This window comes from Cellulomonas sp. KRMCY2 (assembly GCF_000526515.1).
Taxonomy (GTDB): Bacteria; Actinomycetota; Actinomycetes; order Actinomycetales; family Cellulomonadaceae; genus Actinotalea.
The window spans coordinates 1577000-1591006 of record NZ_JAGF01000001.1 but is presented as its reverse complement, the minus strand read 5'-3'; the positions used below and the strand labels follow the sequence as shown (position 1 = coordinate 1591006).

At 68.2% G+C, this 14007-nt stretch carries 14 protein-coding genes; 6 read left to right on the top strand and 8 right to left on the bottom strand.

Annotation, left to right across the window (positions count from 1 at the left end; all coding sequences use genetic code 11):
- Positions 1–135 precede the first annotated feature (135 nt).
- Positions 136–369: a hypothetical protein gene (locus K415_RS0107700; protein ID WP_024286495.1), complete on the top strand. Its 234-nt coding sequence runs from the start codon at positions 136–138 to the stop codon at positions 367–369.
- A gap of 62 nt (positions 370–431) precedes the next feature.
- On the opposite strand, the gene K415_RS0107695 is transcribed toward K415_RS0107700, so the two are convergent.
- From K415_RS0107695 to K415_RS23400, 5 genes are all read right to left on the bottom strand, one after another.
- Positions 432–857, bottom strand: coding sequence for a hypothetical protein (locus K415_RS0107695; protein ID WP_024286494.1), 426 nt, complete (start codon positions 855–857; stop codon positions 432–434).
- A gap of 63 nt (positions 858–920) precedes the next feature.
- A complete protein-coding gene (locus K415_RS24230) occupies positions 921–1250 on the bottom strand; it encodes a hypothetical protein (protein WP_197024688.1) in 330 nt (109 codons plus the stop codon).
- Positions 1251–1410: 160 nt separating this feature from the next.
- The gene (locus K415_RS0107685) at positions 1411–2472 is read right to left on the bottom strand and encodes a hypothetical protein (RefSeq protein ID WP_024286492.1); all 1062 of its coding nucleotides are present in this window, start codon (positions 2470–2472) and stop codon (positions 1411–1413) included.
- A gap of 321 nt (positions 2473–2793) precedes the next feature.
- Positions 2794–3144, bottom strand: a complete 351-nt coding sequence (locus K415_RS0107680) for a DUF86 domain-containing protein (RefSeq protein ID WP_024286491.1) — start codon at positions 3142–3144, stop codon at positions 2794–2796.
- Positions 3141–3650: an XRE family transcriptional regulator gene (locus tag K415_RS23400; protein WP_024286490.1), complete on the bottom strand. Its 510-nt coding sequence runs from the start codon at positions 3648–3650 to the stop codon at positions 3141–3143. The genes K415_RS0107680 and K415_RS23400 overlap by 4 nt, the downstream gene beginning before the upstream one ends.
- Before the next feature lie 111 nt (positions 3651–3761).
- On the opposite strand from K415_RS23400, the gene K415_RS22645 reads away from it, so the two are divergent.
- The 3 genes from K415_RS22645 to K415_RS22640 all read left to right on the top strand — a co-directional run bounded on the left by K415_RS22645 (position 3762) and on the right by K415_RS22640 (position 6740).
- The gene (locus tag K415_RS22645; protein WP_081784942.1) at positions 3762–4391 is read left to right on the top strand and encodes a nucleotidyltransferase family protein; all 630 of its coding nucleotides are present in this window, start codon (positions 3762–3764) and stop codon (positions 4389–4391) included.
- A gap of 440 nt (positions 4392–4831) precedes the next feature.
- Positions 4832–6121: an ATP-binding protein gene (locus tag K415_RS0107665; protein WP_051480447.1), complete on the top strand. Its 1290-nt coding sequence runs from the start codon at positions 4832–4834 to the stop codon at positions 6119–6121.
- Positions 6122–6311: 190 nt separating this feature from the next.
- Entirely contained in the window at positions 6312–6740 is a 429-nt protein-coding gene (locus K415_RS22640; RefSeq protein WP_024286487.1) for a hypothetical protein, read from the top strand.
- A 279-nt stretch (positions 6741–7019) separates the two neighbouring features.
- On the opposite strand, the gene K415_RS0107655 is transcribed toward K415_RS22640, so the two are convergent.
- From K415_RS0107655 to K415_RS0107645, 3 genes are read right to left on the bottom strand one after another with little or no spacing between them, the layout of a single operon-like run.
- Positions 7020–8243: an MFS transporter gene (locus K415_RS0107655; RefSeq protein WP_197024687.1), complete on the bottom strand. Its 1224-nt coding sequence runs from the start codon at positions 8241–8243 to the stop codon at positions 7020–7022.
- A gap of 48 nt (positions 8244–8291) precedes the next feature.
- The gene (locus K415_RS0107650) at positions 8292–9884 is read right to left on the bottom strand and encodes an FGGY-family carbohydrate kinase (protein ID WP_029663356.1); all 1593 of its coding nucleotides are present in this window, start codon (positions 9882–9884) and stop codon (positions 8292–8294) included.
- 25 nt (positions 9885–9909) lie between these two features.
- The gene (locus tag K415_RS0107645; RefSeq protein ID WP_024286486.1) at positions 9910–12171 is read right to left on the bottom strand and encodes an aminotransferase class III-fold pyridoxal phosphate-dependent enzyme; all 2262 of its coding nucleotides are present in this window, start codon (positions 12169–12171) and stop codon (positions 9910–9912) included.
- A 220-nt stretch (positions 12172–12391) separates the two neighbouring features.
- On the opposite strand from K415_RS0107645, the gene K415_RS0107640 reads away from it, so the two are divergent.
- Together K415_RS0107640 and K415_RS0107635 are read left to right on the top strand one after the other, a co-directional pair.
- Entirely contained in the window at positions 12392–13471 is a 1080-nt protein-coding gene (locus tag K415_RS0107640; RefSeq protein ID WP_197024686.1) for a helix-turn-helix domain-containing protein, read from the top strand.
- Positions 13472–13604: 133 nt separating this feature from the next.
- The gene (locus tag K415_RS0107635) at positions 13605–13976 is read left to right on the top strand and encodes a DUF4143 domain-containing protein (RefSeq protein WP_081784941.1); all 372 of its coding nucleotides are present in this window, start codon (positions 13605–13607) and stop codon (positions 13974–13976) included.
- Positions 13977–14007 lie beyond the last annotated feature (31 nt).

Here is a 14007-nt window from a genome sequence, read left to right as displayed (position 1 = left end):
CTTGTTCTGGTCGGCTCGTGCCATAACGTGCCATAGCGAAGAGGGCCCGATAGGGGAAGGCGCGAGGGACCCGAGGGCTGCCCGCAGGCGGCAGCATGAGCGCGGGCGGCAGACATCCGCTGCGATGATCGTCACATGCATCAGCCCCTGCCCAAGGTCAGCATCGAGTTGTGGAGATCCGACGCCATCGTCCTCTTCGACTGGCTGATGTCGGTTGATCTCAACACAGTGCCCATCACTCACCCGGCGGAGAAGCAGGCGCTGATGGACTTGCTCACCCGGTTGGAGACCGAGACTGACGTACCAGGTGTGACCCAGGAACAGATCGATGCTGCCCGAGCTGAAGTCGCTCACGACATGGGCTGGTAGCCGCTGTCGGCGCGGCATGTCCGCGCGGGCGCACGTCGAGAACCGGGACGGTGGCCAAGGGCCTAGAAGCCGCGGAAGATGCCGTCTGGGTCTGCCGAGTCGGCGAACTCGAAGAAGTCCATGTTCGCAAGGGCGAGATTGGCTGTGATCGGCTCGACCTCCTGTGGAACCGCCCGGAAGGTACGCCCAACCTGCTCGTTGTACTCGTTGAGGTCGACGAACAAGATCGTCAGGTCGGTCATTGTGCGGGCGTCCGCGACCGCGAGGTGGGAGAGGTAGCCCGCGCGAGGCAGCAGCACCAGATCGGGCGGTGTCAGGCCAGCCAGCTCGGGCGCCTCGACCAGCTGCAGGCAGGCGCCAATCCGCTCGAAGTCGCCGATGTCGTACACGGCAGTCGCCGCGTTGACGGCGGCCCGCCACGCGGAGTTGCCGGAGTAATCCGTGCGAACCAAGAGGACACACATGTCATCCGGCTCCGGCAGCAGCATGAGCCGAGCCTAGGTCCCGGATGATCCGACCGATGGGCGAACGATCGACGGGTTGGCCGGACGCTACAGCGCCGACGGCGGGGCTCCAGTCAGTCCGTTGCCACGTCGGCTCAGCGCTCGGTCGAAGCGTGCCTGGTCCTCTGGGCGAATCGAGAGCGTGAGCGTCAGCGTGATGTTGAGTTGGCGCTTCGAACCGCTCGCGAAGTGCTCCGGGAGGGCATCGAGTTGATCGGCGAGCGACGCGACGAAATGGCGGAGTTGCTCGATGGGGCCGTCCATCATCCGAGCCGAGGCGCGGTAGGCGCGCCTGTAGCGGAAGGGCACCCGGGTCCCACGCACTTCGTTGCCCCAGTCCATGAGGGCCACATAGATCGAGATGAACTCGTTTGCCATTAGCCGGATCTCGGCAGGGCTCCCAGGCTCACCAGGCGGCCCGAACGCCCGTTCCTGGCGCGTCTCATCGAAGATGTCGTCGATCGACCCAGGCAGGCGTCCTCCCGCCCCGATCGCATCGGCGAGGTGCGGGATCGCGTCCTGTGAATCGAGCCGGTCATCACTCGTTCGCGTCGCGTGGCCGCGCCGGTGTGCGCGGCGTCCCTCGCGCTGGCTCGCCACTCCGATCCAGAGTTGGGCACCGAAAGCCATCCACTCCCATCCGGGCGGCTTCGCGTGAAGCATCTGTGCAAGGTGCTCGGGACCCCGCGGCAAACCCATCAGGCCGCCTGAGGATGCGTTTGAGCCGAGCAAGAGGTGGGGGCTTCGGCAGTTCGAACCTCGGGCGTTCGACCTCGCGGAACCGAGCGAGGACCCCGCGCCGTGCTCGCGAGTCCTCAGAACTTGCGTATCGGCGACCCCAGGTTCGGTCGAAGCCAGCCGCCAGAGAGAGACGAAGCCGGAACGCGAGCACGAAGCGCCTCATGATGGGCCACTTCTCGATGTCTTGAGGCTTGACGATCCGGACTCCGACGACAGCCATCTCCACGGTGCTCAGGTAGGACACCAAGTACAGGAGCGGAACGAGCGCGAACGGGAACCAGATGCTGAGGAGCACCTGCTTCAGCAAGGTCAGCCATTCGCCGATTCGCATCCCATGGGCGAGGACGATCGTTGTCCGCGTCACCAGGGCCAAGCCGATCAGCCACAGAACCGCGTCGGCGAGTTGCCGCACGGGCTTCTCGCCCTGGTGGTGTGCGACGACTCTGAGCATCGCCGCGAGTGTCGCCAGCGCTTGGAGCACGATCTCCACGACCAGCGGGAACGTGGCGACGTTGGTGTACAGGCCAAGGAAGATGGCCGCACCAAGGGTCTTGCCTGCCACCGCGTCCCAAAGCGCGTGAACGCTGCGGGCGTTCACCGCGCTCGATACGAGGGCGATGCCGAGCCCAAAGACGACGATGAGCGTGGACCACCAGAGGTCCGGGGTCCAGAGTCCGATCGACCAGGCACCCCAGACGAGGGCCGAAGCGGACGTGAGATACACGACGAATAGCCACGCGAGCGGCGCCGCCGACCGAAGGATGGATGGGATCTGCTCACGGACCTTACGAACCGTCAGCCCGAAGATGAGGAAGCCCAACAGCAGGATCGCCGTTGCCAGCTCGCGGCTATCGGGCACTCGGGACACCACCTCGGGAAGCTGCGAGGCCGGGCAGCCCTCGCAGTCTCGATTGTGGCGCCCAAGTACGACAGGGTCTGCTGCGGCGACAGGGCCGTGAAACCACACGTCCGCCGGCCCCGGCCGACTTCACGCTCATCGGCACTTCCGGACGTCTTCGGCCCCCTCACGGCGGCCGGCCCGGCCGACGATGACGGGCGCTGCAGAATCTAGGCACTGCCGCGGCGAGGCGGTCAGCGGCACCGTGGTGCAAACAGAGTCGCCGCCCGTCATCGCACGCGCCGACGGGGTCAGCCATGGCGCCGGTCTCTGCGAAGTGCGTCAGGCGAGGTTCTCAGCGAGCATCGCCTCGCACGCGGCGCGGAGGCGCTCGAGTGGCTCGCCGATCGTCGCCCGGACGATGACCGCGTCGAGCTTGTAGTAGTGGTGCCCGATCAGGTCGCGCATCCGGGCGATGTCGGACCACGGCACGTCGGGCCGTTGGGCTGTCAGTTCGCTGGGCAGCGCCTTGACGGCCTCGCCGATCGTGAAGACGTGGAACTGGATGGCGGCCAGAACGACGTCGGGCAGCTCATCATCCTCCGTGTGCCGCCGCCCCACGGCCTCAGCCCCATCGATCGCCGAGATCGCAGTCAGGATGTCCGCCAGCCGCTGCCCACTCGATCGGCTCACAGCGGCACCGCCTCAGCAAGCGCCGAGTCCGCGACACGCGGCGCCAAGGCGCTGGCCGGCGCGACGTCAACGCGCTCGTGCAGTAGCGCCGACAGTTCATCCGCAATCGCCGCAAGCGGCAGCAGGCCACGCTTGTGCACGTCGAGGTCGACGAGCAGGTCGACGTCCGACTCAGGCCCGTCCTCGCCTCGCGCAACCGACCCGAAGACCCGGACATTCGAGGCGCCGTGCTTGTGGGCGATGAGGCGGACGCGGGCTCGGTTCGCGCGCAGCTTCGCCATCCGAGGGGTACGGACGTCGAGGCGACGCGACGAGGCCTCGGCGTTCAGCTCCAGGCGCGCCCCCATCGCCGCGAGCAGCCGGTCGAGTGTCTCGACAGAGGGAGAGCTGGCGCCGGACTCGTAGCGCGACACCGCCGGCTGCGACGTCCCGGCACGCGCCGCCAGGGCGTCCTGGCTCAGGCCAGCCGCCTCGCGCCTCGTGCGGATCAGGGTCGCAGCATCCACGGAGCAATCATACCGTTAGAGGTATGGGCGCGCGACAGTCCTGACCTCGATGCACTCGGGCGGCGTGAGTACTATCCTGCTCGCATGAGCAGTTGACCACTCGCTGGGGAGATGATGGACGTCTCAAACCCGATGGCCGACGTGGTGCCGTCGGCGCACGGTCCCGTGCTTGCCGTCCTGGCGTCCACCACGACTCCCCTCACCGGCCGGGCGGTCGCCAAGCTCACCCAGCCACGGGTCTCCCAGCCTCGGGTCGCAAGCATCCTCAACGAGCTCGCCGAGGCAGGCCTCGTGAACCGGACGCCGGCTGGCTCCGCGTCGCTGTTCTCCCTCAACCGCGAGCACCTCGCTGCCGGCCCAATTGGGGCGCTGGCGTCCCTGCGCACGCAGCTGTGGCAGCGGATCGCAGAGCATGCGAACGGCTGGACTCACATGCCCGACGGCGTCGTGGTCTACGGATCCGCTGCGAGAGGCGATGGCGACTCGACCAGTGACATCGACCTTCTCGTCATCCGACCTCCCAGCGTCGACGACGACGACGAGGACTGGAACCGCGACCTGACCGAATTCGTGGACCAGGTGACCCGCTGGACCGGCAACCCGTGTGAGGTGCTCGACCGGTCGGTCGACCAGCTGCGGTCCATGGCGGCGGCCGGCGAGCGCCTGCTTTCCGAGATCCGCCGTGACGGCCGCGCTCTGGTCGGACCGATGACGCTTGTCCCCGCCCTCGCCGTGGGCTGAGGTGGGCGCACCGGCCGCCTGACACCCCTCCCGCCGTCCGGCCGATGACGGGACCCAAGACGCTCCCGCCGAGCCGATGACGGAACCCGATCCATCGATGACGCGCTCGATGACGGGCCGGTGCCCGGAGCGCCGTCATCGACCCGTCATCGCGTCGCTGCCGACGACGCGTACTCGTCATCACTTCGGCTATCGGCCGTGAGGAGTCTGGCGTCGTGCTTTCCTGCTCACGTGAGTACTTGACGCATCACTGGTGACCGGCCTAGATCTTGCAGACTGTCAACGCAAGCGCCTGCAGACTGTCTGGCGTCACGTCTGCAGATGCACGATGGTCCGCACAGATCGGCCCGACTTTCTGAAGCATAGTCAGCCGACTTTTTGTAGTGCGAACTGGCGACTTTTTGTAGCGTTATAGCGCCGACCTGGCATAGTATCTCCGCATGAGCAGCATGTCGGCGAACACGGACTACCGTCGCAGAGTCCTCGATGATGAACTTGACGAGCTGCTCACGGGACTACCGGCGATCAGCATCGACGGCCCCAAGGGCGTGGGGAAGACCGCCACTGCGACCCGGCGCGCGGCGACGATTCATCGCCTCGACGACCCGGCGACGCTCGCGGTGGTCCTCGCCGAGACGAGCGGCCTTGTTCAGGGACCCGAGCCAATCCTGATCGATGAGTGGCAGCGATGGCAGCCGTCGTGGGACCTGGTGCGGCGGGCAGTCGACGACCGCCCGGCACCCGGCAGGTTCCTGCTCACCGGGTCGGCGTCGCCTCAGACACCGCAGACCCACTCCGGTGCTGGGCGCATCGTCACCGTCCGGATGCGGCCCATGACGCTCGCCGAGCGTGGGGGCGACGTTCCGACGGTTTCGCTGGCGCGGCTCCTCGATGGAACCGACCCCATCCGGGGCGAAACGGGAGTGGGGTTGCGGGAGTACACCGACGAGATCGTCCGCGGCGGCTTCCCTGGGATCGCCTCACCGTCTCCACGGGTGCAACGCAGTCTGCTCGCCGGGTACATAGGCCGGATCGTCGATCGGGGCTTCGACGAGGCCGGCCAGCCGGTCCGCAACCCGCACGGGCTACGTCGCTGGATGACGGCCTTTGCTGCGGCCACAGGCACGACCACGACGATGGAGAAGATCCGCGACGCAGCGACAGCGGGCGACGGGAACACGCCGGCACGGTCCACAGTCCAGGCCTACCGCGAGGCACTGGAGCGGATCTGGGTCGCCGACCCGCTCCCCGGATACGTGCCGACCATGTCACGGCTGAACCGCCTGACCACGTCCCCGAAGTGGTACCTGGCCGATCCCGCCCTCGCGGCTTCCCTGCTCGGCGTGACCTCCGACAAGCTCCTTTCCGGAGGCGAGGGCAGCATCGCGGTCCCCCGAGACGGCACCCTGCTGGGTGCGCTGTTCGAGTCCCTCGCCGCACTCAGTGTCCGCGTCTACGCCCAAGGGGCAGAGGCTGAGGTCGCCCACCTGCGCACCAAGACCGGCGACCGCGAGGTGGACTTCCTCGTCGAGCGCCACGACGGACGAGTCGTCGCGATCGAGGTCAAGCTGGCGGAGACCCCGACACCTCACGATCTACGTCACCTGCTGTGGCTGAAGGATCGGCTCGGCGACGACCTGGTCGACATGGTCGTCCTGACCACCGGCAAGCGCGCGTATCGGCGCCAGGACGGCGTCGCCGTCGTCCCCCTCGCGCTTCTCGGGCCGTGACTCGTGCGCGGCGACGAGCATGGTTCCAGCGCCAGGTCGGCCCCGAAACACCCCACCCCGGTCCCGGCACGCTGGCGCCACGCGGTCACTTCCAGCAAGGACTCCGCGGTGGATCTGGTACTCAGGCCGGCAAGGTTGGGCAACGCCGTGACATACGCGGATCGAGAGGAACCTCGAAGGGACGGGTCGCATGGTTCACGCTCACGCCGCCAGGGCTCGGGCCCTTTTCGCAGCCGCGCTCATCCCGCTCGCCGTGACGAGCTGTGGAACGTCCGCCGATGCGCCGGCGACTCCGGCGGACCTTCTCTCCCAGCGGGACGAGCTGCCATCGTGCGGAGTCCTGGAGCTCGACCAGGGCGAAGTCGTCCCCGAGGCCGCCTGGGACTGCCTCGATGAGGGATCCGAGGCGGGCGCAGAGCTGGTGGTCTCGATGCCCACCACTGAGGGCGACCCGATCGTGACCTACTACCGCGTCGGCGCAGGTATCGAGGGACTGGAGCTGTTCATCGACAACAGCGCGGACGTCTGGGCGGGTCCCGACAACCGTGGCGTGAGTCACCAGTTGTGTCCGGCCACCGCGACAGCCCGAGAGCCGCTCGGATGTCGGGAGGTCACGTGAAGGACACCGGCCTGGTCAAGATCGCCAGCCATCTCGTCGCGAGGGAACCGACCGAGTCAGCCCCAGTGGCATGCCAGAACGTGCCATAGGGGGGGTTCAGATCCGGCCCTCTCGGTTCATCTCCGCACTCGGTTGCGACGCCGACCGAGACCAGTGACTCGAGACCCGGGGTGAGTCCAGCACCCCCCGAGGTCGCACTCGCGGATAGCGGCCGCGAGCCCGAGAGAGTCCCGCCCCCCGCGAGCCCCTCGTCGCCTCGGGCTCGGGCTCGGGACACGCTCACCGTGCGTGGGCCTGGCCATGGATCTCGTGGGGATCACGCATCTGTGTCACCAGTCCGGCGCTCACCACCAGGAGCCCAGCTGCCAGCAGCAACGACGGGGTGAACGAGCCGTTCTGGCCTTTCATCGCCTCCATGACGTAGACGAACACCACCGCGCCCTGTCCGAAGAGCTGGATCAGACCGTTGGAGGTGGCTTCCGGGGTGGGGTAGGTGATCTCGGCGGCGTACTGCATGCCGACCGGGAGGGCACTGACGAGGAAGAACCCCAACACCAGCGCGGAGCCGAAGAGCAACGGCGGCGCGGTGAAGAAGGTCAGCCCCAGTAGGCCCGGGATCGCACCGACCACCGCGATCATCAGATAGCGCTGGCGCCTCTGCTGTCGATCAGACAGCACAGGGATGACGACCACGCCAACCAGGCCGCCGAGGATCATGACGGCGCCCAGTGCCCCGGCATCGGTGGGAGTGAATCCACGCGGCCTGATGATGGCCTCGATCCAGGTGTTGATGCCGTTGAAGATCCCCAGGCCGATCAGCGCGACGGCGAGCATCAGCAGGAAGGGCTTGACCTTGAGGGCGTGCCTGAGCCCGTCGAAGACGAGCGCCCGGGTCTCCGACCCGGGCTCGCCTGGCGGCGTTGGCGGCTTCTCGCGCGCCAGCACCAGGAACAGGACCGAGCTGGCCGCGGCCACAGAGCCGTAGATCAGCTGGACGGTGGGCAGGGACATCGACTCGATGAGCACCGGCGTCAGGGCCAGCCCGAGCGCGGTGCCGATCAGGTTGGCCAGCGTCACCAACCCGACAGCGGTAGCCCGGCCGTCGACGGGGAACCACTTCGCGGGAACGGTGGTCCACGCGTTGAGCAGGAACGGTTGGGCGACGGCGATGCCGATCGTGGCGCCGAGCACGAGCCCGTAGCTGGCGCCGGCGAACCCGCGCAGGAGCCCGAAGACTCCCATCAGAGTGACACCGATGCCGACGGCGACCCTGAAGCCGTACGTGTCGATCACCCACGACGCCGGGATGGACAGCGGGATGAAGGCGATCATGAACGTCATCGCCAGTAGACCGATCTGCAGGTCGGAGACGCCATAGAACTCAGCGGCGGGACCGGTGACCGATGCATACGAGATCCACAGGACCTGGATGGTCACGTTGACCAGCATGAAGACGGTCAGCACCACCCAGCGGTACCCGTACAGCTGATACTGCGAGCTCACCGTTCCTCCTTCTCGCTGGCTGTCGGCGCGAGCGTGTTCGGCCATACGTCATCGCCGGACGCGATACAGGCCCTTGACGCTCCGGTAGAGGTCGGTGAAGGTCCGGTAGTTGCGGTCGTGGACCGCGGCCGCCGCCGGGTCCGGCTCGTAGTGGCGGGTGATGCGGACCAGGCCCGGGATGTCGGACCAGGCCAGCTCTCCGATGCCGATCGCGGCGATGAACGCCGCCCCACGGGCATTGGCGAGGACCGGGTCCTCGGCCTGGCGCACGGTGCACCCGAGCACGTCGGCCAGCGTCTGGCACCACAGCTCCGACTGGGCGCCGCCACCGACGTAGGTGATCGCCGGGAAACCGCCGGGCAGCTCCTTGCGCACGAACCTCTCGACCGCGTCCTTCATCCAGCGGGCGTTGAGTGCGATGCCTTCGAACACGGCCCGCACCAGGTCGGCGCGTGACGTCTCGAGCGACACGCCCACCCACCCGCCACGCACGTGTGGATCGTCGACGGGTGTGCGTTCGCCGTTGAGCCAGGGTGCGAACACGACGCCGTTGGCGCCCGGGGGCGAGGTCAGGGCCAGCGCGTTCAACCGCTCGAGGGCGTCGGCCGGCGCGGGCGTCGTGTCGCCCATGGCGTCGTCCGGATAGACGACGTTGTCGATGAGCCAGTCGATGGCCTTGCCGGCCACGTCCTGGATCGTCGCCACCCAGTAGCGACCCGGCACAACCGCCGGCAACGACGCGACATTGCGAACGAGATCGGTGCGCTTGAAGGGAACGTGGCAGCTCAGCCAGGCCGAGGTGCCGATGTACAGGTGCGCCGCATAGTCCTGGACCGCACCGGCGCCGACGGCAGCGGCAGTGGTGTCGCCGGTACCGGCCACCACCTCGACCTGCCGCCGCAGCCCGAGCTCGGCCGCCGCCTCTGACGTGAGTGTCCCCACGACCGTGGCCGGTGGCACCAGCTCGGGGAGCTTGTCGACGTCGAATCCCGAACGCCGCACCAGGTCAGGGTCGTAGCGGACGGCCGCCGGGTCACGGTTGTCCGTGCACCAGCGCAGGACGGCCGTGTCGAACCCTGCCACCGCGCGACCGGTGAGGCGCATCGTCAGGTACTCGGGCACATCGAGCAGGTAGGCGGCCGCCGAGTAGACATCGGGACGATGATGTCGCAGCCACTGCGCCTGACCCACGGGATCCTTGCCCGACCGGGACGGCACCCCGCCGGTCTTGACGATCCACTGGCGCAGCGCCCTGGCGTTGTACCCGGCTCCCGGCACGGTGATCCCGCCCGACGTCAGCGCCCGGGAGTACACCTCGCCGCGGGCGTCCATCCAGATGAGGGCGTTGTGGAGGTGGCGGCCGTCGGCGTCCACCGGAACCAGACCACCCCACTGGCTGCTCATGCAGATGGCGGACACCGACTCGGCGTCGACATGGTGACGTTCCAGGAGACGACGAGTACAGCCGACGATGGCGTCCCACCACGCCTGGGGATCCTGCTCGGCGCCACCGCCGGGTTGCAGGATCAGCTCCACCTTCGCCGACTCGTGTCCGACCAGGTCGCCGGCGACGCCCATGAGGGCGACCTTGGGCCCGCCGGTACCGAGATCGACCCCGATGACGTAGCGGTCGAGGCTCATGGGCGCCTCACGGCTCTGCGCCGCACTAGACGCCCTCCACCAGGGAGAAGACCTCGTCGAACCGGCTCAACGCATCGTCGATGACGGCGTCGGTGTCGGCCATCGAGGTGTACAGCCGCGACCCCGCCAGCGTGATGATGCCGTGCGCCGCATAGGCGGCCCCGATCTGCTCCATCAGCTCCTTGCGGGAGTCCTTCTCCTTGAGCAGCTTGAGCGGGTTGTGCATGTCGAGCAGCATCACCCCGCTGGACTCCAGGTGCACGATCGAACCCTGGTTGTACACGACGTAGGGCAGCCCGTGCCTGTCGATCAGTCGCTGCAGCCCTCTGGCGAGACGGTCGCCGGCTCGCCCGGCGACGACCGGGGCGTTGGTCCTCGCCATCTCCTCGATGGCGAAGTACCCGGCGGCGCAGGACAGCGGGTTGGCGGACAGTGTTCCCCCCACCTGGACGTGGGCGCCGGACTTCCCGTCGATGCCGGAGCCGAAGACGGCCATGATGTCGGACCGACCGCCGACGCCGCCCGCCATCGGATAGCCGCCCGCCACCGCCTTGCCGAACACGGTGAGGTCAGGGGTGACCCCGAAGTACCCGGCGGCGCCACCCATCCCGACCCGGAAGCCGGTGACGACCTCGTCGAAGACGAGCAGGGCTCCGAACTCGTCGCACAGCTCCCGCACCCTGGCGTTGTAGTCGTAGGGCGCGGGCCGGGTCCCCGACTCGGGTCCGAGCGGCTCGACGATCACGGCGGCGGTCCCCCCGCGCGCCCGGTTCTCGACGAGCTTGCGCTTCAGCGCCCCCAGGTCGTGCGGGAAGACCTCCCGGGTGTGGCTGGTGGCTCCGAACGGGATCCCCTTGGCGTTCATCCGGAAGGTGCCGGGCACCCGCAGTCCGTAGACCATCGTGTCGGACCAGCCGTGGTAGGCACCGCCGACCTTCATCACCATCTTGTTGCCGGTGAACGCGCGCGCTGCCCGGACCGCGGCCATCACCGCCTCGGTCCCCGACCCGAGCGACCGGTACATCTCGACGTGCGGCATGTACCGGTAGATGATCTCGGCGAGCTTGAGCTCGTACTCGTGGAAGAGGCCGGTGACCGGCCCGGACTCGCCGACGACCTCGGCCACCCGCTCGTTCACGGGTGCGTAGTTGCTCCCCAGGATCGTGGGTCCACCGGCCTGCAGGAAGTCGATGTAGGTGTTGCCGTCCCGGTCGGTCAGGTGGGCTCCGTGGGCCTTGGTGATGGCCAGCGGGAAGGGGTAGTTGAAGGCCAGGTTGTGCTGCACCCCGCCTGGGATCCGCGCCTTGGCGCGCTCGGAGATGTCGCGGCTGGCGGTGCACCTGGTCTCGAAGTAACCGAGCACGTCGAGCAGGGCGTCGTGCCGCAACCCACGCAACGGTTGGGCGAGGAGGGCCCGCAGACGCCGCATCGTGTCGTCGACGTCGGGGTAGTCGCTGATGGCGTAGCCGAGCTGGGCAGACTCGCTTCCGGGGACCTCGACCAGACGGGTCTCGGGCCGCGGCGCCTCCTGGCCGACGACGCGGGCCGCGGCGTCGTCGGCGCTGGGGAGCTCCTCGACGGCAGCGACCCGGACCGGGGGGACCGACTCGGTGATCTGGGCGCCGATCCGCTTCTCGTCCTTGCGGAGCTTGGTGAAGGCGATCTCCCGCACCCAGTCGGGGACGGTGTAGACCTTGCCCGCCTCGGTGAGCAGGCTGAGCAGGTAGGCGATCGACACCTTCTCGAGCAGCGCCATGTTGAAGACCGCCCGGTCGGGGTCGGTGCCGAGAGCGACGACACCGTGGTTGGCGATGATGAAGGCGTTGTCACCGCCTGCCACCTTCTTCTCCACGTTCTTCGCCAGGAACCCGGTTCCCGCCGGCGCGTAGTCGACGATGGCCACCCGCTTGCCGAGGAAGCGGACCTGCTCGTCGGTCAGCGCCGGGATCTCACGGCGGAGGAAGGCAAGCGCCGAGGCGTAGGGCTGGTGGGTGTGGACGATCGCGTTCACGTCCGGGCGGACCCGGTACACGTTGGCGTGCATCCCCGCTTCGACGGAGGGCGCCATGACCAGCGACTCGTCCGCGATCTGCTTCCCGTCGAAGTCGACGATGCAGACGTCGTCGATGCGCATCTTCGCGTAGTCGTAGTTGCTCGGGGTGACGGCGTAGAGCCGGCGGCCGGGGATCCTCACGGACACATTGCCTTCGGTCGCCTTCAGGTAGCCCCGTTCCAGCATCGTCCGGCACATGTCCACCACGTGCTGGCGTGACGCGGCGTGTTCCATGTGATCTCCCTTGCGCGACGAGCTGCGACCCACTTCTATCATCGCCGGTCGAAACACCGATCCCTACGTTCCCAGAACTCCATCCTCTCGACCACTGGCTATCACGGCTTGATAGGATCAAGGAATGGGTGATCGTGTTGTGTCCCCGACCCCGTGGCAACGGCTGCCCGCGGCTCTGGTGCCTGCGCTGCGCGGTCGGATGGCGGCGATCGTGGACGCCGTGGCCGGCGAGATCACGGAGTCGATCTACGCGGGGAACGACGACGCCAAGATCGCTCAGGACATCCGTCGCGGGGTCGGAGCCGCCCTGGAGCGGTTCGTCGATCTCGTAGGGACCAATGAGCCGGCGCTTCCTGCCGGTGTGCGCGAGACCTTCGTGGATCTCGGGGCGGCCGAGGCACGGGAGGATCGCGCGCCGGCGACGTTGCTTCTTGCCCTGCGGACCGCGGCGCGAGTGATGCTCCGGGAGACATCGAATGCGCTGGCGGAGGCGCGGCCGCCGGCCATCGAGGATCTGATCGACCTGTCCGACGCCATCACCGCCTACGTCGACGAGCTGGTCGCAGCCACCACCGATGGCTTCACCCTCCAGCTTCGAGAACAGGCGGGCGAGAGGGATCGGCGTCGTCGGCTGCTCGCCGAGATGCTGGTGCGAGGGAGTGCACCCGAGCGGGCCGTCCTGGCCGCCGCCGAGGGCATCGGCTGGCGTCGGATCGACAACGTCGTCCCGATCCTGCTACCCCCCGAGCAGACCCGGCACGCGCAGTTCAGATACCGCGACGAAGCGGTGGCGCTGGAGCGTGAACGCGACTCCGTACTGCTGCTTCGGCAGGGCAGGCCGGCCTCGCGAGAGATGCTCGAGCGGACCCTGAAGGGGAGGGGAGCCGTGGTCGGCGTCACCGTCGACTGGGCGCGGGTGCCCCAGGCGGTCAGGCTGGCCGAGCTGACGGCCCAGCTGGCGTCCGACGGTGTCGATCCCAACGATCCGATCTTCGCAGAGGACCATCTCGCGACGCTGGCGCTACGCGGCGAGCAGGCAGCATTCGCCATCCTCACCGAACGCAGACTGGCGCCGTTCGCCGCGTTGCGCGAGGCGACGCGGGAGCGACACCTCGAGACACTCCACAGCTGGTTGCGCCATTGGGGATCCCGCACCGCCGTCGCCGACGAGCTTCGCGTCCATCCCCAGACTGTGAGCTATCGGATCCGTCAGCTCCGCGAGCTGCTCGACGGCGACCTCGACGACGCCGATGCGCGGTTCGAGCTGGCGCTCGTCCTGGCCGACCGCCCCCGGCGCTAGGGCTCCGCACAAGCCCGAGCGGCCCGCGCCGCAGGCTTCGGGCGATGCGGCCGAAGGTGCAGGTCCCTGGTTTCGACGTCGCCGGGTTCGTCGCGGCGTAGCGTTCGGAAGCGTCCTGACGTAGCCCTGGCAGCTGACCGGCCGATCGGTCGGGCCTCCGATACCTCGCGACGGACACCTGCTCGGCGCCCTGTTCGAGTCACTGGTGGCCCTCAGCCTGAGAGTCTTCGCGCAAGCGGCGGACGCGGCGGTGCACCACCTGCGCACCAAGAACTCCGACCATGAGGTCGACTTCATCGTGACGGGTCGCGGCGAACGCTCCACAGTCGCGATCGAGGTCAAGGTCTCGCCCACCGTGAAGCCCGACGACGTCCGGCATCTGCACTGGCTGAAGACCCAGATGGGCGATCAGCTCACCGACATGGTTCTCGTGAACACCGGGCGGCACGCGTACCGCCGACCGGACGGGATCGCGGTCGTGCCCCTCGCCCTGCTCGGACCGTGACGCGCAGCCGAGTGATCGCCCGGACCGGAAC

What these genes read in the sequence shown, in the direction of transcription:
- K415_RS0107700 (WP_024286495.1), top strand. Translation starts at nt 136, where the DNA reads ATGCATCAGCCCCTGCCCAAGGTCAGCATCGAGTTGTGGAGATCCGAC.
- K415_RS0107695 (WP_024286494.1), bottom strand. Translation starts at nt 857, where the DNA reads ATGCTGCTGCCGGAGCCGGATGACATGTGTGTCCTCTTGGTTCGCACG.
- K415_RS24230 (WP_197024688.1), bottom strand. Translation starts at nt 1,250, where the DNA reads ATGGCAAACGAGTTCATCTCGATCTATGTGGCCCTCATGGACTGGGGC.
- K415_RS22645 (WP_081784942.1), top strand. Translation starts at nt 3,762, where the DNA reads ATGATGGACGTCTCAAACCCGATGGCCGACGTGGTGCCGTCGGCGCAC.
- K415_RS0107665 (WP_051480447.1), top strand. Translation starts at nt 4,832, where the DNA reads ATGAGCAGCATGTCGGCGAACACGGACTACCGTCGCAGAGTCCTCGAT.
- K415_RS22640 (WP_024286487.1), top strand. Translation starts at nt 6,312, where the DNA reads ATGGTTCACGCTCACGCCGCCAGGGCTCGGGCCCTTTTCGCAGCCGCG.
- K415_RS0107650 (WP_029663356.1), bottom strand. Translation starts at nt 9,884, where the DNA reads ATGAGCCTCGACCGCTACGTCATCGGGGTCGATCTCGGTACCGGCGGG.
- K415_RS0107645 (WP_024286486.1), bottom strand. Translation starts at nt 12,171, where the DNA reads ATGGAACACGCCGCGTCACGCCAGCACGTGGTGGACATGTGCCGGACG.